This is a genomic window from Pseudomonas pisciculturae (genome assembly GCF_015461805.1).
GTDB classification, from domain to species: domain Bacteria; phylum Pseudomonadota; class Gammaproteobacteria; order Pseudomonadales; family Pseudomonadaceae; genus Aquipseudomonas; species Aquipseudomonas pisciculturae.
This window is the reverse complement of the sequence record NZ_JACVZE010000001.1, coordinates 482826-503429: the sequence shown is the minus strand read 5'-3', so window position 1 is coordinate 503429 and position 20604 is coordinate 482826. Positions and strand designations below refer to the sequence as shown.

Sequence of the window (20604 nt, the reverse complement as noted above, 5' to 3'; positions counted from 1 at the left end):
CCCGCTGGGCTGCGAAGCAGCCCCATCATCAACACTAAGTTTTTCCTGCTAAAAGGAGGTGGCCGGTTTCAGGGCAGCTTCGCTGCCCAGCGGGAGCAAGCTCCCTCGCCACAACACGGGGTCGTCTGTAGGTGCAGCGTGCTGCTCGATGAATTCGGCGCTGAGCTCTATAACCCGCCGGTATTGCAGGTCGACCGTGATCATGTGGTAGCAGTTGTCCAACAGGATCTTGGTCACCGGCCCGCCGAGGTGGCGTTCCACATAGTCAGCGTTCCAGCGGCTGGTGATGTCGTCCTCGATGGAATGCAGCACCAGCGCCGGTACGTGGATCGACGGCATGCGTTTCTTGACCACGGCGTTCATCCAGTGCAATTCACGCACGGTCACGCCTTCCATCGTCAGCAAGCCCGCTTCGCTGCTTTCGCCCTCTTTCATCTGCCGCTCAACGATGGCACGCAAGCGTTCGTTCTTGATGCCGTAGGGCGGTTTTTCGGTAAACCGAAACAGCCGCACGCCAAACGGAATACGGATCAGCAACGGCGTGATGAACGCCATTTTGTGGATGCTCCAGCCGTCGTACTTCAGCGTGGTGGAGTACATCAACAACCCGGCGACCTGGCCCGGATGCTCCGACGCCAGGTACATCGACATCACCGCGCCCATGGACAAGCCGCCGACAAACACCTGCGCATGCCGCTGCTTGATCTGCACGAAGGTCTTGCGCACGCCCTCGTACCAGTCGCGCCAGCCGGTGGCCTGCAGGTCGCTGTTGTCGCCGCAATGCCCGACCAGGGTGGGCACGTACACCGTGCAGTTGCCCGCCTTGGCCAGGCCTTTGGCGACCTGGCGCAATTCCGTTGGGGTGCCGGTCAGGCCGTGGATCAACAAGACCCCGACCGGACCTTCACCGAGAACGAAACCGGCATCACCTTCACCGAGGTCGATCTCTGCCGGCTTCACCGTGTGGTCGCCCGCACCAGCAGTTGCTCCAGCAACTTCAGGCCCAGGTCGATCTCCGGGTAGCTGATTTCCAGGGACGGTGCGAGGGTGATCACGTTTTTGTAGTAACCGCCCACGTCGAGGATCAGCCCGAGTTTCTGGCCGTCCACTACCATATCGCCTTTCATGCCCTCTTCGACCATGTAGTCCAGGGTCGCCTTGTCTGGGGTGAAGCCGTCCGGCCCGCAGATTTCGCAGCGCAGCGCCAGGCCCAGGCCGTCGACGTCGCCGATGATAGGGAAGCGCTTCTGCAAATCCTGCAAGCCTTCGAGGAAGTATTTGCCCTTGGCCATGACCATCGCGCCGTAGTCGACTTCACTGGTCATCTTGAACATTTCCAGGCCCACCGCCGTGCCCAACGGGTTGGAGGCGAAAGTGGAGTGGGTCGAGCCTGGCGGGAAGATTTTCGGGTTGATCAACTCTTCACGCGCCCAGATGCCGCCCAGTGGGTTGAGGCCGTTGGTCAGTGCCTTGCCGAACACGATTACGTCAGGTTGTACATCAAAGTGCTCGATCGACCACAGTTTGCCGGTGCGGTAGAAGCCCATCTGGATTTCATCCGACACCATCAGGATGCCGTGCTGGTCCAGCACATGCTTGAGCTCGCGGTAGAAGTTCATCGGCGGGATCACATAACCACCGGTGCCCTGGATCGGCTCGACGTAAAACGCGGCGTATTCGCTGGAGCCGACTTTCGGGTCCCACACGCCGTTGTATTCGGTCTCGAACAGACGGGCGAATTGCTGCACGCAATGGCTGCCGTATTCTTCCTTGGTCATGCCTTTAGGGCCACGGAAGTGGTACGGGAACGGGATGAACTGCGCACGCTCGCCAAAGTGGCCGTAGCGGCGACGGTAGCGGTAGCTGGAGGTGATCGATGACGCGCCGAGCGTACGGCCGTGGTAACCACCTTCGAAGGCAAACATCAGGCTCTTGCCGTTGGTAGCGTTACGCACCACCTTCAGGGAGTCTTCGATGGACTGCGAACCGCCGACGTTGAAGTGCACACGACCGTCGAGGCCGAACTTGTTCTTGGCGTCCACGGCGATCATTTCCGACAGCTCGATCTTGCCCTTGTGCAGGTACTGGCTGGCAATTTGCGGCAGGGTGTCGATCTGCTGTTTCAACGCGTTGTTCAAGCGCGGGTTGGCGTAGCCGAAGTTGACGGCCGAGTACCACATTTGCAGGTCGAGGTAGGCCTGGTCTTCGGTGTCCCACACGTAGGAGCCTTCGCAACGGCTGAAAATACGTGGCGGCTCAATGTAGTGAACGGTGTCGCCGTACGAGCAGTATTTGGCTTCTTTATCGAGAAGGATCTGGTCTTCGGCGGTAGCAATGCGGATATCAGACATGGTGGAAGAGTTCCTGATTGTCGGAAGAGGTGTTGAAGGTGGTGGCGTTGGCGGCGATGCCTTGAGGGAGCAGTGCCAGCAAGGCAGGCACTTCGGCAAACGTGTCGAAGCGTGCATGAGCAATGTTGTTGGCGACGCAGTAGTCGGCGAGGCTGCCCTTGGCGAACACGAAGTCGGCGGTGGAGGCCACGCACATGTCGGACTTGCCGTCGCCAATCACCAGCACGCGCTTGTTGCGCGGCGTGGACTTGCACTTGCAGTTGCCCGAGGCGGCACGGCAGGCATCGCTGGAATACGGGAAGTCGATGCGCCAGCTGTTCTGGTCAACCTGGCGCAAGCGGTTGGCGAGGATCGGCAGCAACGTCACGTAGTTGCGCGACAGGATGCGGGCGATGCCTTGCTCGATGCCGTCACTGACCACTTCGATGCTGGCGCCCAGGCCCATGACGTGATCGACGAAGTCGGGAAAGTCCGGGTCGATCTCGACGCTGTCGAAGTACGCCAACAGTTCGGCCGGCGTGGCCTTGATCAGCGCCAGTTGGCGGCTCAGGCATTCGCGGGAACCGATATGCCCATCCAGCCATTGCTGCTCGATGGTTTCCCATTCGGGGCCGGCGAAGCGTTGGAGGACGTTGTCGATGACATCGGTGGGGGTAATGGTCCCGTCGAAGTCACACACGATATGCCAGTGGATCATCGTTGTTTACCTTGGAGGAGCGCGCTGCATGCGCTTGCACAAGGGGTAGAGCAGGGAGTGTGCCAAGTGGCCAGCGCCCAGCGGGGCTGGGCTTGCGGTGGCAAATGTGTCGCGCAAGCTACAATTTTTGTAGCTTGCTACAAACAACATGAGTGCTTGCGCCAGCGGTGCGCTTCGCGCGTTCATGCGCGTATGTCACGAGAAGGAAACCGCTCCATGCGCAACGTCACTTCAGCTGTATTCGCCGGGTTGCTTGGGCTATGGGGCTATTGCAACACCGCGCTGGCAGCGCCGATCACCGGTGAAGTCGGTGCGGGCGTCAGCTACCAACCCCATGACTCGACCGGCAGCCGCTACGAAACACGGCCCGTGCCCTATGTGGACCTGGACTGGGGCGCTGTCAGCCTGAGCACCGATGACGGCCTGACCTGGAGCGCGCTGAACAGCAACGGCTTTACCGCCGGCCCCTACCTCAATTACTTGCAGGGGCGCACCTCGAACGGCGCGTTACAAGGGCTGCGCAATGTGTCGGACATGGCCGAAGTCGGCGGTTTCATCCAGTACGCCCCGGCCGACTTTTGGCGCGTGTATGCGCGGGTGGGCCAGGCCGTTGGTGGAGGGCATTCGCAGAGCGGTGCGCTGGGCAAGGTCGGCGGTGAACTCGGGTACCCGCTGGGTGGCGGGATTATCGGCAGCAGCGGCCTGGCGGCGAACTTCGCCGATGCGCGCCAGACCCAGACGTATTTCGGGGTAGACGCCAATGAATCTGCGGCTTCGGGTATTGGGGCGTACAACGCCAGCGGCGGTTTCCAGAACGTTACGTTGACCCAGAGCTTTGAGTTTCCCCTGGCGCCCAAATGGTCGTTGCTGACCAGTGCCAGTTGGGTGCGCCTGGTGGGTTCAGCCGCCGATAGCAGCATCGTCAAGCAGGCCGGCGATGTGAATCAGGGTCAGGTGCAAACGGCGATCAGCTACACATTCAACTGACTCACCACAGAGCAAAAAATGTGGGAGCTGGCTTGCCTGCGATAGCGGTGGATCAGTCAGTACAGCAATGACTGATCCACCGCTATCGCAGGCAAGCCAGCTCCCACAGGGGTCTGCATTTCATAGCAGGTTGTTCAGTTCTCTTCGCCCTCAGCCAACAGCGCAATGCCGCCGATAATCACCACCACCCCCACCCAATGCAGCGGGCTGATATGCTCCCCCAGCCCCAGCCACGAGCCCAGCAACACCACCACAAACACCAGCGAACTCAGCGGGAATGCCAGGGATAAACTGCTGCGCCGCAGGATCAGCATCCACACGAAAAACGCGCTGATGTAGCAGGCAATCGCGGCGAGTATCCCAGGGTTACGGGCCACCTCCCCCAGCCACTGCCAGTCGAAATCCACCTGCCCCAATTGATCCCCGGCTACCTTGGTAAACAACTGCCCGGCGCTCTCGGTGCAGATCAACAAGGCCCACAGCACCACAGTGCCCAAGCGCCCATGCAACCACGTGTGCGCATTCATGCCTGACTCCCCGCAATCGCCACCACCATCACCCCCAAGGTAATCACCAGCGTGCCCGCCCAACGGCGGCGGCTGATCGTTTCCCCAAGCACTACCTTGCCCGCCAGCACCACCCCGCAATACGCCAGCGCAGCCGCCGGGAACAGCAGACTCAGCGGCGCGCGGGACAAGGCTTCGAGCCACACAAAAAACTCAATCACATAGGCGCCGATGCCCGCCCACAGCAACGGCGCATTAAACACCTGGCCCCAGAACGCATTCAGTCGAAAGCCCCCCTCCAGCTCCGGCAAACGGTCCAGGCCAAGCTTGAAACACAACTGGCCAATCACATCGAGCACGATGGAAAACGCCACCAGCAATACGACGGTCAACATCACGGGAACAGCTCCTCAAACAGGTCAATCAAGGCTTCATTGGTGGCCGCATTGCGCTGCAAATCCTCCGCGCTCCAGCGCTCGGGCGGCGGTTGGTCAGACTTGGCCTCCCAGCGCTTGAACGCGTTGCTGAACGCGGGCGTTGCGAACTCGCCGCACACGTCGATGCCGATGATGCGCTTACCCGCCGCCAACGCCCGCAAGGCTTGCAGCAAGTGGCTCAGGCGCATGCCGCCCTGGTCCCAGTTGGTGGCCGCGTCTTCGCTGGCGAGTACGTCTTTGTCGAGGGTGATCCAGATGGCTTCGGTGGGCAGGCTGGCGATCATCTCGTCGAGAAACTGCGCCCAGTCCAGCTCGGCCAAATTGCGCCAGTGCAGATGATTTTCCTGCTGCCGGTGGCCGGCACCGTCCCCTACCCTGCCCCAGACTTTCGACGGTGGGTGCTGCCAGGGAAACAGCTGCAACTGCCCGCGTTTGAGGGCGGCCAGGTTGCCACCACGCAGTTGCGGGTTGTGCAGGTCGTCGCTGCAGGGCCCAAGGGTGACGATGCGTTTGATCGCCGGCATTTTCAACGCGCGGTTGACCCACGAGCCACAGTGGCGCTTGGGCGCAAAGCGCACCCAGTCGGGGTGGTTGTCGAAGTGGATCAGGCTGATGGGTTCTTTGAGGTCGGCGAGAAAGGCCGGCGTGAGGTGGTGGTAGTCACCGGAGCCGACAAACAGGATCTCTGGCCGCGCATCCACGGGTCGGGGCCGTTGGGCCAGGCGCTCGGCGAAGGACTTCCAGGTTTTTTCGGTGGACCACAGGCGCAGCTTCGGGCCTAGGTCCAGCAGGTCGATGCGCGTGGCCCGGCCGCTGGCCAAACGCCGGGCAATGGGTGCCTGGCAGGTGAGGCTGTGGTCGAGGTCTAGGATGTTCAAGGCAGTGTTCCCCCTAAGGCTTTAGGGGGTCAATGCAAGGGCTGGGCCAGCAGTTATCTCAAGACCAATGAGAAACAAAAGTGGGAGGGGGCTTGCTCCCGATAGCGGTGGGCCAGTCAACAAATACAGTGACTGACACTCGGCCATCGGGAGCAAGCCCCCTCCCACATTTTGAACCGTGTTCGGCTTTAGTTTTTGGACTCGTTGATAATCTGCCGAATCGCGCCCACAAACGCCTCGGCCGGCTGGCCACCGCTCACGGCGTATTGATCGTTGAACACAATGGTCGGCACCGACGTCACGCCACGGGATACCCACAGTTGCTCCTGCTCACGCACCTCGGCGGCGTATTCATCCGAAGCCAGAATCTGGGCCGCGCGCTTGATATCCAGGCCGACGCCCTCGGCAATGATCGCCAGGGTCGCGTGGTCGGAAGGGTCTTGGCCATCAGTGAAGTAAGCCTTGAACAGCGCTTCCTTGAGGTTGTACTGCAAGCCTTCCAAACCCGCCCAATGCAACAGGCGATGGGCATCAAAGGTGTTGTAGATACGGCTCTGGCCATCGGTACGAAAGGCAAAGCCCAGCTCGGCGCCCATGTCGCGGATGCGCGCACGGTTGGCTTGGGATTCTTCGGCGCTGGAGCCGTATTTTTCAGTGATGTGCTCGACGATGTTCTGACCTTCGGCGGGCATGTTCGGGTTCAGCTCGAACGGCTGGAAATGGATCTCGGCCTGTACTTCGGCGCCCAGCTGGTCGAGGGCGTCGGTCAAGCCGCGCAGGCCGATGATGCACCAGGGGCAGGACACGTCGCTGACGAAATCGATTTTCAGGGGAGTACTCATGGTGGGCAACCTCGCTGCATTAATGCGCCGCAAAGGTTGCACGATACACCAATGTCACAGCAGCTTCGAAGGCTCGCCCAAGTCAATCTGCGCCCAGTGCGCCGCGTCTTCACGATGGGCTTGCAGATACGGCAGCACCGCCGTCAGCAGCGGCGCCTTGAACGCCTCCTGAAAACGATGGGCCATGCCCGGAATCAGCCTCAACTCACTGCCCTGGATATGCGCCGCCAGGTGCACGCCGTGCATCACCGGCAGCAACGGGTCGGCAGTGCCGTGTACAACCAGCGTTGGTACTCGCAGTTGGTTGAGTAAGGGTACGCGGCTCGGTTCGGCAAGAATCGCCATGATCTGGCGCTTCACGCCTTCGGGGTTGAAGGCGCGGTCGTAGGACAGTGCCGCTTGGTGCAGCAGTGCCTGGCGATCATCCTGCACATTCGGGCTGCCCAGTGCCGCCAACAGGTCGGCCTGTTGTTCCAATGCGACTTCACGGTTGGGCGCGCTGCGTCGCGACAACAATTGCACCAGCGCCGCATTCGGTGCCGGCAGGCCTTCGGCCCCGGAGCTGGTCATGATCAATGTCAGGCTTTCTACGCGCTGCGGCGCCATGGCCGCCAGATGCTGGGCGATCATGCCGCCCATGCTCACACCCAGCACGTGGAATTGCCGGATCTGCAACGCGTCCATCAACCCGATGGCGTCATCGGCCATGTCGGTCAGCGTGTAAGGGGCCGCCACGGGCAGGCCAAGCTTGTAACGCAGCACTTCAAAGGTCAGGTTGGCGTTTGCCGGCGCCTGGCGCCAGATGGACAGGCCGACGTCGCGGTTGTCATAGCGGATCACCCGAAAACCCTGCTCACATAACGCGACCACCACTTCATCCGGCCAGTGGATCAACTGCCCGCCCAGGCCCATCACCAGCAGCAAGGCAGGGTCGGACGCACGGCCAATGCTCTGGTAGGCAATGCTCACCTGAGCCAGGTCGACCGTTTGAGTCGGGACATTGACATCACATCGAGAAGCCGCAAAGGACGGCAGGCCGAACAGTAGAGCGGCCAGTAAAAACAACGCACGCATGAAAACACCGAAACGCAGAACCCCAGTAGAGCGCGAGTCTGATGAAGTTTGTACGAGCGCGCTGCCACACTTGCGTGACAGTTTCATGAATGCCGCTCAACGGTCGGCTCGCTAACTATCTATCCCTCTGCGTGGCGCTACGCACTTTTAAATAAGGCTGCAACCGGTATTGCACCGTTCTGCCCATTTCTCTGAGTGCCGCCCCATGACTGATACACCCGATATCCCCGTACCGATTTCCGTAAACGACGAGCTCGTTCCTTACTCCGCGGGGTCTAGCCCCGTGAATGAAAGCCTGTTGCTGGAAGCCACACAGCGCTGGCAAGACAGCCGAGCGCAAATGCTCAAGCTCACCACTGACGCACCCAGTGTCCACGCCTCACTCACCACGTTCATCAAAGAAGAACTGGGCCTGGATGGCGATAGCGTACAGTTACATTTCGCGGCCTCCGGCGACACGCCCGAGCGCTACGTCACGCTGACGCAGGCCGTAGCTTTTATGTATCAATTGCCCAACTACGCCGCGCTCTACCAGCGTTGCCGGGTCATTGGCCTGCCAAATGACAAACAACACTACGCCACCCAGCCGTTGGACTTGCTCAAACACTTCACCCAACTGAATGTACACCACGCCTTGAGGACCGCCTGGGTAACCTACTGGTGGTTCACGCGAGCCCCCGGCACCCCGTTGTCGCGCCGCGATCACGCTATCGCGCTCTACAGCAACCATCTCCAGGCCGCTGCGCAGCTAGCCTGCGCCACGGGCAGCATCACGGCCGATCAGCTGAAGCCGTTGCTCAAAGTCCTTGATCCACCGACCGGTGAAGTGCTGCTTGACGGCCAGAAAATCTATACCGAACAACTGCTGCTCAAACGCGTAGGTTTCAACGATGCCGAGATCCCGGGCTCGCTGGTCATCACGCTGGACAGCGACGTCGTCCTGCAGCTGTTGTACCTGCCCACTCAACAGCCGGCGCTGAGGCTGTTCAACAACCGCATCGACATGGAGCAGTGGCTGCTTGGGCAACCCGAGTTGTTTGCAGGTGTGACTGAGATTGAACACGATCATCTGATCGTTTATCACGAGGTGAATGACGCCCTACAGGCCGGCATGACCCAACTGCTGGAGCATCGCCTAAAACTCAAGCAAGAAAGCCTGAAGCACAGTTACGGTCACAACCTTGCCGAACATGGGCACAGGGGTATTGAAGCAGCCAATCAGGTGGACGAGCGACAACGTAACCAGGGTTTTCTTGCCTCAGAACCTGCATTACCGGCCACACAGCCGGAGGATGATGAAGCCCTCGACAGTCCAGCCATGGAATTCGCTGGCTTGACCGCCGACCTGCCATTGCGCCAGCGCCGCTTCGCGCTGTTGCAGCAGCAGCAAGCGTTCAAGACCCTCCTGGGGCCAGACTTCGCGGGTGACCCGAACGACGAGCGCCTGGTTGCTTTTCGCGCCCAACTCGACCTCTTGCACGAGGCGCAAAACGAGGCCTATACCGCAGCAACCGCACTGTGGGAACAACAGCCTCAACACCAACTGCTGGAGCTGTCCCGGCAGACGAACCCCGACTATCAACGCTTACTGCAGGCACGACTCAAGGGTCTGCTCGCCGAAACCCGCCTGCAGCGTCAGCTCAATCAGATATCCCAACACGAATACGACATGCTCATGGCTGCGTTTGCCCCCCTCCAAGCGCCGAATCCCGGGCTGAAAGTGTCAGTGGCCTGCCTGACGCTGTCGCTCACCGAACGCATCAACGGAGAAACCAAAGTCCAAAGTAAAGAGCTGAACGGCGTGCTGCTCATCACGCTGGAGGAGGCACTGATCGACGCCTCAAGCCCCCAGGGCTTGTTGCTGTATTGGCCTGGTAGCCAAGGCGGCCTCCAACGCTTCGACTCGCGCGAAGCACTTGAACAGTGGCTGCAAGTAATGCCTTCGGACACAGAGTTCCTAGGGCTCGCCCTGCTGAATCAAACCCCCTTCGAGTACAGCCTCACGGCGCAACTCGATGGTTGGGTCAGCAACATAGAAGAGATGCTGCAGCGAGCCCCCAACGATACCGCACGCCAAGCCAGTGAACTGGCGCCCATGCGCCTGCAAGCCATCCATGAGCTGGGGGTACCCTTCCACGCCGCACGGGAATTGGCTTATGCGCACCTTCAGGAGCAAAACCGCAGCGGCACGCTGGCTGCCAATTTGGCGCCCTGGCACGGCCACGTGTCGGCAACCGACAAGGCCGAGCTCAAAACGATTCTCGAGGCCTATATCCGGGCGTTCGGGCGCGCCGAAGAGGCGCTGAACCTGAAACTGCCTGAGGTCGGCAGCTTTTGCAAAAAACGCCTGGATGCACGCCTGTCACGGGACTTTTCACTCAAACAACCCTTCAGCATTCAACTTGACTTGCCGGAATCAGTGACGTGGCAGCAGCATTTTATTGAAGCGCCAGGCGCGCAAGGTACGCCCACCAAAAATGTGCCAGTCCCCAGCGCTACCCGGGTAAAAATGTCGTTGGAGAAACTGGCGCTGGGCAATATTGATTCGAGCCTCTACGAGCGGCTGGGGTTTATGAAGGTAGAGGTCAGCGCAGACACTTCTGAAAAGCAGGCACTTACGACCGCGCTCACCGTCAGTTACCTGCGCAAGCTGGTGACTGAACTGGACTTGGCTCAACGCTATGAAGACCTGATTATCGAGACTTACCGTGGCGACTCATCGGGCGCGATCTTCACTCGCGATCATCGACTTGAATGCCTGTTGGAACCACACCGCCTGCTGCTTAAGCTTCAGGGACGTCAGGCATTCTTGCAAAAACACATCAATGCGATCGAGCTACGTACCCTCGACATCACCATTGATGCCGCCACATCTCAAGCCTGGCAGGCCGATGGCAACAACATTGAGCTGATCCCGGCCGTACTGACGGTGGGTGGACCCGATACCGAAGACGGCCCCAGCACTTTATCGGGCATTACATTTATCCATCAGAAAAACTCGGGAAGCACCCTGCTGTATCTGCCCGACAGCCCGGACGGCCAATACCTGCACAGCTACATCAGCCTTGAAGCGGCCCGCATGGCGCTGTTCAATCTGTGCCTGCACAGCAAGATGGTGAACTATCTTGCCGACCGTGCCGTGTCGGGCAGCGAGGCCCATCACGTCGCCCGCATCAACCAGGCGGTGCTCAAGCATTTCGACGCATTGATCGGCGTCGGCACACCTTGGCCAGCTACCACGTCATTGGCCAACCACCTGCTCAATGCGCAAATGGGCCGTGTGATAAAGGCCCACCGTGCCAGCTCTCGTTCGAACAGCGCATTGTTCCTCGAACTGTACGCCGTGAAAGGTACACAGACCTTCAACTACATCAAGATGGCACTCGGTGTTGTGCCGATAGTGGGTACGGTGATTGGGATAAACGATGGCATCGACAGCGCCTTTGCCGCCGTTGATGCTTTTCGGCGCGGTGACCATGCCCAAGGCATGCAGCACATCACTCAGGTACTGCTAGCGTTGATCGATGCCGGCATGGACGTCGCTACTGGGATAGGCATCAGCCCCAGCGCTGTGGTCAGCCGCACCTTGAGCCGCCAACTGCGCAATATCTTCATGAGTGGCGGTTTCTTGCTCACACCCAACAACTGGAAAGCCCGGCACATAGCCCAGCGTTTCAAGGGCTATGAATACGAAAAAGTCATCAATCTGGGCAACGCGAAAACCGCTATCCACGGCCTTTACCGCAACGTCTATCGCCACGCAGATGGCAATTTCATACTGCGTCAGAGCAACGTCTATCAAATCGAACTGCACAACGGGCACTGGCGTTTGAGTGGCAACTCGCTGAAAACCTACAAACAACCGATAGCCCTGGATGAAGCGGGTCAATGGGACACCCACTTTGGTGTCTACGGCACGGCTCAACCTGTCGGTTTGGCTGGCGGCGGCGCAGTGCTCGGGCATGTGGCTGACACAATGGAGCCACTCTGGCCGATGGCTATACGCGAACGCCTGCCCGCCTGGTGGACCAACCGTGCCTATCGCCAGCAGCGAGCACTGGAGTCCAGTGCGAGAGCCACCCATCGCAGCTTTGATCTCAATCGCCAGCGCGTGGAGAGCCTCACTACCCGTCACGATAAAGGCGAAGCCGTTGATCTCGACACATTTGAAAAAGAACTGACAGAAGGCATCGACCTCGCCAAACGGCTCAATCAGGACCTTGCACCACTGGAACAAGCTGCTCACGGCAACAGGGCGAATCGTGCCACTAGAGCCCAAAGTGATGTCGCCTACGGTCTCACGTGGAGAGCGCAATGGCTGGCCAAGATAAGGGCTGAGAAACTCGTGCTCTCCAGTGACGCCATTCAAGAGTTAATCAACCGTCTGGACGCGACCCCGTTTGACCAACTGACGGCACGCTCTGCGCTCAGGCAGCAGATCAGGGATAAGCGTCTTGCCGACTACGCGATGCTTCTTCAGTTAGAAAATGCGATCGAAACGCTCAACACATGGAATAGGCTCGTTACCATCACGAGCCAACGACAGAAATTGGCCGGCGCTTGCGAGGTGATAAACCGACGCATGTCGGCGAAAAACCTTCGTTATACGAAAACAACCACACTGCTGGAGCTTGTAGATCACCGCAAAGAACTTGGCGATGTGTCCTGGCACTATCTGCAAGCGCCCTTGAAAAACACCAAGCATGCAGCCTACCGCGCGCTGTATATACAGAATCACCTGGTGGAAGTAAGCACCAACCGGGTCCAACGCAATGCCCTCCTCAATGCCTGTATCGAGACATACGAGCGTACGCGGCGCAATTTGAACCGCTGGGCAACATCGTATCCTCAACACTTCGACAGCGGTCAATTGCCTGAACTGTATGGGCTGCTGGATGACATGAGCGTGCGTGCCCGAAAGTCTTTGCAAGAAGTGGAGCTTGTCGTCCCCGGGGAAGCGACCCGTAAGGTTTTCGAAACGGAGGACCATCAGTGGCTGATCGGCGTAGAAAACTGGTCGGAGTCTACCCATACGCGGCTCTTTACCCTCACGGGAGCCCAAGGGCGCCTTGAAATATGGGAACAAAGTCCCAGCGGCAGATACCGCTGGGTCAATCCGCCCGCACTGACACCGGTGCCCGCCGCCAAAAACACGCAGGCCTTGATCACTGAGGCTCAGGCGCGACTGGACGCCACAGACGCCTACATCGGCAAAGTCCAGGGATATGCTCGCCAAGACATGCTGCCAGTCGATCTGCAGGAAATGCTGGTCAGGGAGGCCGATGAGTTAAGCGCACGCGCCCAAGCCATTGAGCCACTAGCGCCTGAACACCTGTTGATCAATCAACTACGCGATAAAGCCACGGAGCTGACGACCACCGGACGCACCCTGCGGACCCAGCAGTCGCTGGCGAGCCGCAAACCTACCGATGGAATGCTTGACGACCTGGTAGGACAACACGCAGTCGATATCCGCCGAAATGCCCCGATGGCAGAACTGGCCAGGCAACCGGGAGGACGTCGCGACTTCATGCAGGAGTATGAAGTGTGGAACCTGACGTCGACGCCGCCGAAGCTGTTGTGGTACGCGCACTTCCATTACAACCGCGGGGCCGCAACATTTGGCGAGTTTGAAAAAGCCCATTTGAAACTGCCGGAGCATCGCTACCTGACCCGCGCCGAATACCCGGCGCTGCCGCTTTCCAACATCGGCAGACAGTCGGTGGCACTCCCGCATATTGAACCGCTGTGGGTCGCCTCATGATCACCCTGTAAAAACGCCTCGGTCGACAGCCTTGCCAACATGAGACAAACTCAACGCATTCGCATTATTCATCAAAATTTCTCATGGAGGCCAAGGTGCTGGAAATCCGCCACCTGAAAACCCTGCACGCCTTGCGCGAGGCCGACAGCCTGGTCGAAGCCGCCGAACGCCTGCACCTGACGCAGTCTGCCCTGTCTCACCAGTTCAAAGAGTTGGAAGAGCGCCTGGGTATGCCGCTGTTCGTGCGCAAGACCAAGCCACTGCGTTTCACCAGCGCCGGCCTGCGCCTGCTGCAACTGGCCGACGCTACCCTGCCGCTGCTGCGCGGCGCCGAACGTGATATCGCGCGACTGGCCGGCGGCACCGCCGGGCGTTTGCATATGGCCATTGAATGCCACAGTTGCTTTCAGTGGCTGATGCCGACCATCGACCAGTTCCGCGACGCCTGGCCCGAAGTCGAACTCGACCTGGCCTCCGGCTTCGCCTTCGCGCCGCTGCCGGCCCTGGCCCGAGGCGACCTCGACCTGGTGGTGACCTCCGACCCGCAGGAATTGCCGGGCATCACCTACGTGCCGTTGTTCACCTACGAAGCCATGCTGGCAGTGGCCAACCAACACACCCTGGCGAACAAGTCGTACATCGTGCCCGAAGACCTGCTCACCGAAACCCTGATCACCTACCCGGTGGAGCGCGACCGCCTGGATATCTTCACGCGCTTCCTGGAACCGGCCGACATCGAACCGGCCCAAGTGCGTACCTCAGAACTGACGGTGATGATGATGCAACTGGTCGCCAGCGGCCGTGGGGTGTGCGGCATGCCCCATTGGGCGCTGCATGAATACAGCTCACGCGGTTATGTGAAGGCCAAGCGCCTGGGCGATAAAGGTTTGTTTGCGACGCTGTATGCAGGCATACGTGCAGACATGCTGGATGCGCCGTACATGCGCGATTTTCTGCTGACGGCCAAGGACACGTCGTTTTCGACCTTGGATGGCGTCAGCGCGGTGCGCTGACGTCAACAACAATGAAGATTCAAGTGTGGGGCGGGCTCGGGTTTCACATGTGAATCTCAGTCGATCTTGAGCTCGCGCCACATGTGAATCTTGTCGAAGTACTCGACCCCCACCCGCACCGCCAGCGGCTCCAGGCCGTACTGGATGAACCCGCAGCGCTGGTACAACGCAAACGCCGCCTCATTGCCGGCGGTAACGGTCAGCTGGATCAGCTTGAGGCGCGGTTGTTGACGCGCCTCAGCCAGTGCTGCCTCGACCAACTGGCGACCCAACCCCTTTTGCTGATGGCTGGCATTCACATACATGCCAAACAACGTCACCTTGTGCCTGGCCTTCTCCCGGGGCTCGAAGGCCAGGCCGACTATGCCCGCCAGCGCCTCCTCGTCAAAAGCACCGAGCAACATATCCAGCGGGCTCTCCAAGCGTTTTTCCCACCAGCTCAACGGCATCGCTGCGCGCTCGGCCACACTGGAGGTGAACGCTCGTGGGTACGCACCATAGGCCTCAAGCATCAATGCTCGATAAGCCTCGGCGTCGTCGGCCCGCAGCGGGCGAATGTTCATGCCGTCAGCGATTGACGATAAAACGGCAGGATCACATCGCGCGTCAGCGGCGCCAGTTGCAAGCCACCGTCGCCGGTCGGGTCGATCCAGCGCACTTCTTCGATCTCGGCGGCGGGGGTCACGGCGACGTCGATATTCACCTGGAACAACTCGGCATGCACGGTGAAACCCGGCTCGTTGACGGCGGGCGCAGAGAATTTACCCAGGTACACGGCGGCGCTGGGATCGATGCGCAAGTTGAGTTCTTCGTGCAGCTCACGGGCCAGGGCTTGGGCCGGTTGCTCGCCGGCGTCGATCTTGCCGCCAGGCTGCATGAACGCCTGGGTACCGCGCTTGCGCACCAGCAGGGTCTGGCCATCCTTGCCGATCAACAGGGCGGCAGCGATGCGAATGGTAGAGGGCATGGGATGGCTTCCTTGACTGCAAAGGGCGCAAGGATCACATGACCTGCAGGCACGCCGCAATCAAAGTGGGAGCCCGCAGGCTCCCTCATTCGATCAAAGTATGCCTCACTCCTCTGCTTTTTTCGGGCTCGAACCAAACGCGGCAAAGCGCTTGTTGAACCCTGCAATCCGGCCTTCTGCCTGCGTCTTGCGTTGTTGGCCGGTGTAGATCGGGTGTGAGGCGCTGGAGACGTCCAGCGGGATATACGGGTAAGTGTTGCCGTCGCTGTAGGTGTGAGTGCGGTCGCTGTCGGCGGTGGAGCCGATCAAAAAGAACACGTCGGCAGCGGTGTCATGGAACAGCACAGTACGGTAGTCGGGATGAATACCAGCTTTCATAAGGCCTCCGGGGCGTCTGAGTGCAAAATAAGTGTTATACAGTAACACAAATCATGCGCCCAAACGAGAACGGATTGCAATAAGTCTAAAATGACCTTTCTTCAGGCATCAGCCGCCTCAAGCCGTTAAATCGCCGACCGAACCCAATAGCGTCTTGACGAACTCCGGTGTGGCGTCGTTCTTTCTCAACTGGTTAACGCCCCCTCGCAAGACCGCTCGAAGATCGCCAGTGACGATACCGTTAATCGACTCGCTCAGACCGTCACTCATCGTTTTGTCGATTCCAGCCTTGGCACCCGCGAGGGCAGGGCCAAGACCCGAGGCAGAGTTTCCGATGGCTAACAACACATTGCTGAGTCCGGGCGCAAACCAGAGTTTCCTGCCGGTCTCGCCTGCAGCCCACTGCAGATTGTCTTTGTTGCTGCCGTCAGACCTGACATGGGAGTCACTGGTCGTATCCAGCCGATGGTCTGCCCTCAATGCGCCATAGCCCTGCTCGGTGAAGTCTTTCCACATACCCGCAGGCGTGCCGTGCCGAGCATCTCCGCTGCTCGTGATGCCCTCAAGGTCACCGTTGCCGCTCGCCTCTTTACGGTCTTCGCCCGATGCAGACAGCGAGGCGTCGATGTAATTGAGCACTCGGGCAGCATTGAAAGCCGCATCGGCGCGTGCATCCGAATCGGGATTGTTGGTAGTCCAATCACCCAAGCGTTCGTAAGCCAGGTGCCGGTTGATATCTTTCTGATGACCGAGCCGCTTGAGAATGGGGTTGTCGTCGATGATGCGATCAGCACTGCGGTGATCACCAGGTGGGCGGCCTGTGGCGAAGCCAGGTTTTGAACGTACATCCTGCTCGGCGTTTTCAACCCGTGGGGGGTTGGTTTCTTGCGCCAAGGCCGACGGCAATTGAATCGATTGCGGTAAGTGAATAGCAGCACTCATATGCATGAATAAATTCCTATGGGCATTTTCTTAAACGTTGCAGCCGATGCGTGGCATGCGCAGCCCAAACAGTTCCCGTGCCGACCCAGAGCCTTCAATCCTTGTTCGCGCTCCAAGTACAGGCGCAGAATGGCGGATCGACCTACAGAGTTGAACCTAAGGAAAACCGTATGAGCCTGTCGTTGTTAAGCCGCTACGCCTTCTTTGCCGTGTGCGTCATTTTCACCCTGGCCAGCCTCCCTTTTATCCAACACGAATGGCTGTGGCCGATCACGGTGATCACCGGCGTGCTGAGCCTGATCGGCCTGTTCGACCTGCTGCAAAGCCCCCACGCGGTGCGCCGCAATTACCCGATACTGGGCAATATCCGTTACCTGGTGGAGGCCATCCGCCCGGAAATCCGCCAGTACCTGCTGGAGTCCGACAGCGACGCCCTGCCCTTCTCCCGGGCCCAGCGTTCGCTGGTGTATTCGCGGGCCAAGAACGAAAGCGCCGACAAACCCTTCGGCACCCTGATCGACGTGTACCAGTCAGGCTTCGAGTTCATTGGCCACTCCATGCGCCCCGCGCCATTGAGCGACCCCAGCGCGTTTCGCGTGATCGTCGGCGGCCCGCAATGCACCCAACCGTATTCGGCGTCAGTGTTCAATATCTCCGCGATGAGCTTCGGCTCGTTGAGCGCCAACGCCATTCGTGCGCTGAACCAAGGTGCAAAACTGGGCAACTTTGCCCATGACACTGGCGAAGGCAGCATCAGCCCCTACCACCGCGAACACGGCGGCGACCTGACCTGGGAACTGGGCAGCGGCTACTTCGGCTGCCGCACCAGCGACGGCCGTTTCGACCCGGAGCGCTTCGCCACGCAGGCACAGAACCCGCAGGTGCGCATGATTGAGATCAAGATGAGCCAGGGCGCCAAGCCTGGCCACGGCGGGATTTTGCCCAAACACAAAGTCACCCAGGAAATCGCCGAAACCCGCGGCATCCTGATGGGCGAAGACTGCATCTCGCCGTCACGCCACAGCGCGTTTTCCACGCCTATCGAACTGATGCAATTCATCGCCCAACTGCGCGAGCTGTCTGGCGGCAAACCGGTGGGTTTCAAGTTTTGCCTGGGGCACCCTTGGGAATTCATGGGCATCGCCAAAGCCATGCTCGAAACCGGCATCCTCCCGGACTTTATCGTGGTCGACGGCAAGGAAGGCGGCACTGGCGCCGCGCCCGTGGAGTTCACCGACCATATCGGCGTGCCGTTGCGTGAGGGGCTGCTGTTTGTGCACAACACCCTGGTGGGCCTGAACCTGCGGGACAAGATCAAGCTCGGGGCCAGCGGCAAGATCGTCAGCGCATTCGACATTGCCAGCGTGCTGGCCATCGGCGCCGACTGGGCCAACTCGGCGCGCGGCTTTATGTTTGCGATTGGCTGCATTCAGTCCCAAAGCTGCCACACCAACAAATGCCCAACCGGTGTGGCTACACAAGACCCGCTGCGCCAACGCGCACTGGTGGTGCCCGACAAAGCCCAGCGCGTGTTCAACTTCCACCGCAACACCCTCAAGGCCCTGGCCGAAATGCTTGCTGCCGCGGGCCTTGATCATCCGTCGCAATTGTCAGCCAAGCACTTGGTACGACGCATGTCGGCGACCGAGATCAAGCTGTTTTCGCAGCTGCATGTGTTTCTCAAACCCGGCGAATTGCTCACCGGCGAGGTGAATGGCGAGTTCTACTCGCGCATGTGGCAGATGGCACGGGCCGACAGTTTTGAAGCCAATGAAGTGGCTGCTGCCTAAGGATCGTTACCGTGTTGAAAGTCACCGCCGAAGATTTCATCCAACCCGAACACCTGGAAACCGTGCGCCCGTGGTACGCCGAGCTGGTAGAAAAAACCCGCCTGGAACCGCTGTGCATCGCCTACGATTTATTTGTCGATCAAAAAGACCCAGGGCACTTTATCTTTATCGAGCAATGGCCTGACCAGGCAGCGCTTGATGCACATTGCCAGACCGAACACTTCACCCGGCTGGTGCCGCAGATCAATGCTTACCAAGCCAAACCGTGCCGGGTGCTGCTGATGGATGCATTTTAAACCACTACTTTCAAGCTGAACCGGACCACCGACGGCATCGTTGAAACCAGGAGATTCACATGCCGTTACTCGACTTCACTGCTATTGCCGGGCAACTGCCTGAAAGCTGGAAATCTACACGCCTGGGCCAGGTCGGCCCAGCACGGATCAAAGTGTTGCGCATGGATGAGCAGGCCTATGAAGAAGAAACCCATGATTACAATGAAGGGTTACTGGTGGTCAGCGGCCAGTTGCGCCTAAGCATCGACGATGAAGCGGTACTCGTGGAGGCCGGCCAGATGTATCTCGTTGAAGCCGGCACCGCCCATGGCGTACTCGCCGGCAGCCATGGCTCGTTGGTGATCATTGATGTCTAGAGACATTCAGTAATATCCAACCTTTGCAATTGCTTACAAATACCGCCAACCTGCGCCCGCCCGACGTGCGGCGTATGACAACACCCGCGTTCGCCTGTCCTTACTAAACCCTTTGTACAAGAGCCCGCTGCCATGCTGAACGGACGCGACCCGCGCATCGATTTTTTTCGGGGCCTGGCGTTGATCTTCATTTTCTGGGATCACGTCCCCCACAACCCTCTCGGCCAGATCACCCTGCGTAACATCGGTTTCAGCGATGCGGCAGAAGTGTTTGTGTTCCTCGCCGGTTATGCCGCCGTGCTGGCGTACGGCAAGATCCTGCAACGCGACGGTTATTGGATTGCCTCGCTGAAAATCCTGCGGCGTGCCTGGGTGTTGTACGTGGTGCATATTTTCTTGCTGGCGATGCTGATGGGCATCGTGTTCTTCGCCAACAGCCATGTGGAAACCCGTGACCTCGTCGAGGAAATGGGCCTGACGCACTTTGTCACCCACCCGCAACAGGCGCTCACTGATGAGCTGCTGTTGCGCTTCAAGCCCAACCTGATGGACCCGTTGCCGCTGTACATCGTATTGCTGGGCGGGCTGGCGCTGGTGTTGCCACTGCTGCTGCGCAAGACCTGGGCGGTGGTCGCAGTGTCGGTGACCGTGTACCTGCTGGCACCGTGGATGGGCTGGAACCTGCGAGCGATTGCCGATGGCGTGTGGTACTTCAACCCGGTGACCTGGCAATTGCTGTTCGTGCTCGGCGGCGCGGCGGCGATCCATGCCAGCCAGCCACGCCCGGTCGAGGCCCGTGGGCTGGCCACGCAGCCATTGTTTGTTGCTGCGGCGGTCTACTCGCTGCTGGCCGGGGTCATCACGATTTCCTGGCGATGGCCCGAGGTGCATGACGCGTGGATGCCTTCGGCTATCAGTGACCTGCTGTACCCCATCAGCAAGACCGACCTGTCGCCGGTACGCCTGTTGCACTTCCTGGCGCTGGCCTATGTCACCGCCAAACTGTTGCCCACCGTTGGCTGGACTCGTCACTGGCTGGCGCAACAAAGTTGCCGCATGGGCCGCTACTCACTGGAGGTGTTCTGCCTGGGCGTACTGCTGGCGCCGCTGGCGGACATGCTCAATGCCATGGCGGGCGATGCGCTGGCCATGCAGCTGTTCAGCGCGGTATTGGGCGTGGTGCTGATGGGGCTACTGGCCGCGTGGCTGGAGTTCAACAAACGCCTGGACAAATCATTGCAAGAACGGGCCGCAGCACCCGCGCCGCCCTCATTAAATAGTTAACCCCAACAGCGCGTTCGGCGGTGCTTCCATGGCCTTCCACGT

Annotated in this window: 19 protein-coding genes; 7 read left to right on the top strand and 12 right to left on the bottom strand. The window is 59.6% G+C overall.

The window, feature by feature from the left end; genetic code table 11:
- Positions 1–48: 48 nt before the first annotated feature.
- The 3 genes from ICY20_RS02235 to ICY20_RS02225 are packed head-to-tail and all read right to left on the bottom strand — an operon-like array spanning position 49 to position 3048.
- Positions 49–960 (bottom strand): alpha/beta hydrolase, encoded by a 912-nt coding sequence (locus tag ICY20_RS02235; protein ID WP_194936844.1) that lies wholly within the window; start codon positions 958–960, stop codon positions 49–51.
- Positions 957–2351 carry an aspartate aminotransferase family protein gene (locus tag ICY20_RS02230; protein ID WP_159956787.1) on the bottom strand — a complete coding sequence of 465 codons (1395 nt, stop codon included), beginning with the start codon at positions 2349–2351 and terminating at the stop codon, positions 957–959. The genes ICY20_RS02235 and ICY20_RS02230 overlap by 4 nt, the downstream gene beginning before the upstream one ends.
- On the bottom strand, positions 2344–3048 hold the full coding sequence (locus ICY20_RS02225) for an MtnX-like HAD-IB family phosphatase (RefSeq protein ID WP_194936843.1): 705 nt from the start codon (positions 3046–3048) through the stop codon (positions 2344–2346). The genes ICY20_RS02230 and ICY20_RS02225 overlap by 8 nt, the downstream gene beginning before the upstream one ends.
- Positions 3049–3264: 216 nt before the next feature.
- Here ICY20_RS02225 and ICY20_RS02220 point away from each other — a divergent pair, with 216 nt between their 5' ends.
- Entirely contained in the window at positions 3265–4035 is a 771-nt protein-coding gene (locus tag ICY20_RS02220) for a MipA/OmpV family protein (protein ID WP_194936842.1), read from the top strand.
- 134 nt (positions 4036–4169) lie between these two features.
- Here ICY20_RS02220 and ICY20_RS02215 read toward each other — a convergent pair whose 3' ends face one another.
- The 5 genes from ICY20_RS02215 to ICY20_RS02195 form a co-directional block, all read right to left on the bottom strand.
- The gene (locus tag ICY20_RS02215; protein ID WP_159956793.1) at positions 4170–4562 is read right to left on the bottom strand and encodes an EamA family transporter; all 393 of its coding nucleotides are present in this window, start codon (positions 4560–4562) and stop codon (positions 4170–4172) included.
- On the bottom strand, positions 4559–4939 hold the full coding sequence (locus tag ICY20_RS02210) for a DMT family transporter (RefSeq protein WP_194936841.1): 381 nt from the start codon (positions 4937–4939) through the stop codon (positions 4559–4561). Before ICY20_RS02210 ends, ICY20_RS02215 begins: the two co-directional genes overlap by 4 nt.
- Positions 4936–5856 (bottom strand): arginase family protein, encoded by a 921-nt coding sequence (locus ICY20_RS02205; protein WP_194936840.1) that lies wholly within the window; start codon positions 5854–5856, stop codon positions 4936–4938. Before ICY20_RS02205 ends, ICY20_RS02210 begins: the two co-directional genes overlap by 4 nt.
- Positions 5857–6044: 188 nt before the next feature.
- Positions 6045–6698: a DsbA family oxidoreductase gene (locus tag ICY20_RS02200; protein WP_159956799.1), complete on the bottom strand. Its 654-nt coding sequence runs from the start codon at positions 6696–6698 to the stop codon at positions 6045–6047.
- Between the two features lie 54 nt (positions 6699–6752).
- A complete protein-coding gene (locus ICY20_RS02195) occupies positions 6753–7772 on the bottom strand; it encodes an alpha/beta fold hydrolase (RefSeq protein WP_194936839.1) in 1020 nt (339 codons plus the stop codon).
- Between the two features lie 205 nt (positions 7773–7977).
- On the opposite strand from ICY20_RS02195, the gene ICY20_RS02190 reads away from it, so the two are divergent.
- Together ICY20_RS02190 and metR are read left to right on the top strand one after the other, a co-directional pair.
- Entirely contained in the window at positions 7978–13536 is a 5559-nt protein-coding gene (locus ICY20_RS02190; RefSeq protein ID WP_194936838.1) for a dermonecrotic toxin domain-containing protein, read from the top strand.
- A gap of 95 nt (positions 13537–13631) precedes the next feature.
- A complete protein-coding gene (gene metR, locus ICY20_RS02185; protein WP_159956805.1) occupies positions 13632–14549 on the top strand; it encodes a transcriptional regulator MetR in 918 nt (305 codons plus the stop codon).
- A 56-nt stretch (positions 14550–14605) separates the two neighbouring features.
- On the opposite strand, the gene ICY20_RS02180 is transcribed toward metR, so the two are convergent.
- The 4 genes from ICY20_RS02180 to ICY20_RS02165 all read right to left on the bottom strand — a co-directional run bounded on the left by ICY20_RS02180 (position 14606) and on the right by ICY20_RS02165 (position 16842).
- Positions 14606–15112, bottom strand: a complete 507-nt coding sequence (locus ICY20_RS02180) for a GNAT family N-acetyltransferase (protein ID WP_194936837.1) — start codon at positions 15110–15112, stop codon at positions 14606–14608.
- Positions 15109–15516 carry an NUDIX hydrolase gene (locus ICY20_RS02175; protein WP_159956809.1) on the bottom strand — a complete coding sequence of 136 codons (408 nt, stop codon included), beginning with the start codon at positions 15514–15516 and terminating at the stop codon, positions 15109–15111. The genes ICY20_RS02180 and ICY20_RS02175 overlap by 4 nt, the downstream gene beginning before the upstream one ends.
- Before the next feature lie 105 nt (positions 15517–15621).
- Positions 15622–15894 (bottom strand): type B 50S ribosomal protein L31, encoded by a 273-nt coding sequence (locus ICY20_RS02170; protein WP_159956811.1) that lies wholly within the window; start codon positions 15892–15894, stop codon positions 15622–15624.
- 117 nt (positions 15895–16011) lie between these two features.
- Positions 16012–16842, bottom strand: coding sequence for a hypothetical protein (locus ICY20_RS02165; RefSeq protein ID WP_228758254.1), 831 nt, complete (start codon positions 16840–16842; stop codon positions 16012–16014).
- 164 nt (positions 16843–17006) lie between these two features.
- Here ICY20_RS02165 and ICY20_RS02160 point away from each other — a divergent pair, with 164 nt between their 5' ends.
- From ICY20_RS02160 to ICY20_RS02145, 4 genes are all read left to right on the top strand, one after another.
- A complete protein-coding gene (locus ICY20_RS02160; RefSeq protein ID WP_194936836.1) occupies positions 17007–18626 on the top strand; it encodes an FMN-binding glutamate synthase family protein in 1620 nt (539 codons plus the stop codon).
- Between the two features lie 11 nt (positions 18627–18637).
- Positions 18638–18922, top strand: coding sequence for a putative quinol monooxygenase (locus ICY20_RS02155; protein WP_159956815.1), 285 nt, complete (start codon positions 18638–18640; stop codon positions 18920–18922).
- A 59-nt stretch (positions 18923–18981) separates the two neighbouring features.
- Entirely contained in the window at positions 18982–19278 is a 297-nt protein-coding gene (locus ICY20_RS02150) for a cupin domain-containing protein (RefSeq protein WP_159956817.1), read from the top strand.
- Between the two features lie 132 nt (positions 19279–19410).
- A complete protein-coding gene (locus ICY20_RS02145) occupies positions 19411–20562 on the top strand; it encodes an OpgC family protein (RefSeq protein WP_159956819.1) in 1152 nt (383 codons plus the stop codon).
- Positions 20563–20604: the final 42 nt, after the last annotated feature.

Bases quoted from the DNA above. Each gene is read 5' to 3' on its own strand.
- ICY20_RS02230 (WP_159956787.1), bottom strand. From the start codon at position 2,351: ATGTCTGATATCCGCATTGCTACCGCCGAAGACCAGATCCTTCTCGAT.
- ICY20_RS02150 (WP_159956817.1), top strand. From the start codon at position 18,982: ATGCCGTTACTCGACTTCACTGCTATTGCCGGGCAACTGCCTGAAAGC.
- ICY20_RS02215 (WP_159956793.1), bottom strand. From the start codon at position 4,562: ATGAATGCGCACACGTGGTTGCATGGGCGCTTGGGCACTGTGGTGCTG.
- ICY20_RS02195 (WP_194936839.1), bottom strand. From the start codon at position 7,772: ATGCGTGCGTTGTTTTTACTGGCCGCTCTACTGTTCGGCCTGCCGTCC.
- ICY20_RS02175 (WP_159956809.1), bottom strand. From the start codon at position 15,516: ATGCCCTCTACCATTCGCATCGCTGCCGCCCTGTTGATCGGCAAGGAT.
- ICY20_RS02145 (WP_159956819.1), top strand. From the start codon at position 19,411: ATGCTGAACGGACGCGACCCGCGCATCGATTTTTTTCGGGGCCTGGCG.
- ICY20_RS02160 (WP_194936836.1), top strand. From the start codon at position 17,007: ATGAGCCTGTCGTTGTTAAGCCGCTACGCCTTCTTTGCCGTGTGCGTC.
- ICY20_RS02170 (WP_159956811.1), bottom strand. From the start codon at position 15,894: ATGAAAGCTGGTATTCATCCCGACTACCGTACTGTGCTGTTCCATGAC.
- ICY20_RS02165 (WP_228758254.1), bottom strand. From the start codon at position 16,842: ATGCATATGAGTGCTGCTATTCACTTACCGCAATCGATTCAATTGCCG.
- ICY20_RS02200 (WP_159956799.1), bottom strand. From the start codon at position 6,698: ATGAGTACTCCCCTGAAAATCGATTTCGTCAGCGACGTGTCCTGCCCC.
- ICY20_RS02180 (WP_194936837.1), bottom strand. From the start codon at position 15,112: ATGAACATTCGCCCGCTGCGGGCCGACGACGCCGAGGCTTATCGAGCA.
- ICY20_RS02190 (WP_194936838.1), top strand. From the start codon at position 7,978: ATGACTGATACACCCGATATCCCCGTACCGATTTCCGTAAACGACGAG.
- ICY20_RS02225 (WP_194936843.1), bottom strand. From the start codon at position 3,048: ATGATCCACTGGCATATCGTGTGTGACTTCGACGGGACCATTACCCCC.
- ICY20_RS02220 (WP_194936842.1), top strand. From the start codon at position 3,265: ATGCGCAACGTCACTTCAGCTGTATTCGCCGGGTTGCTTGGGCTATGG.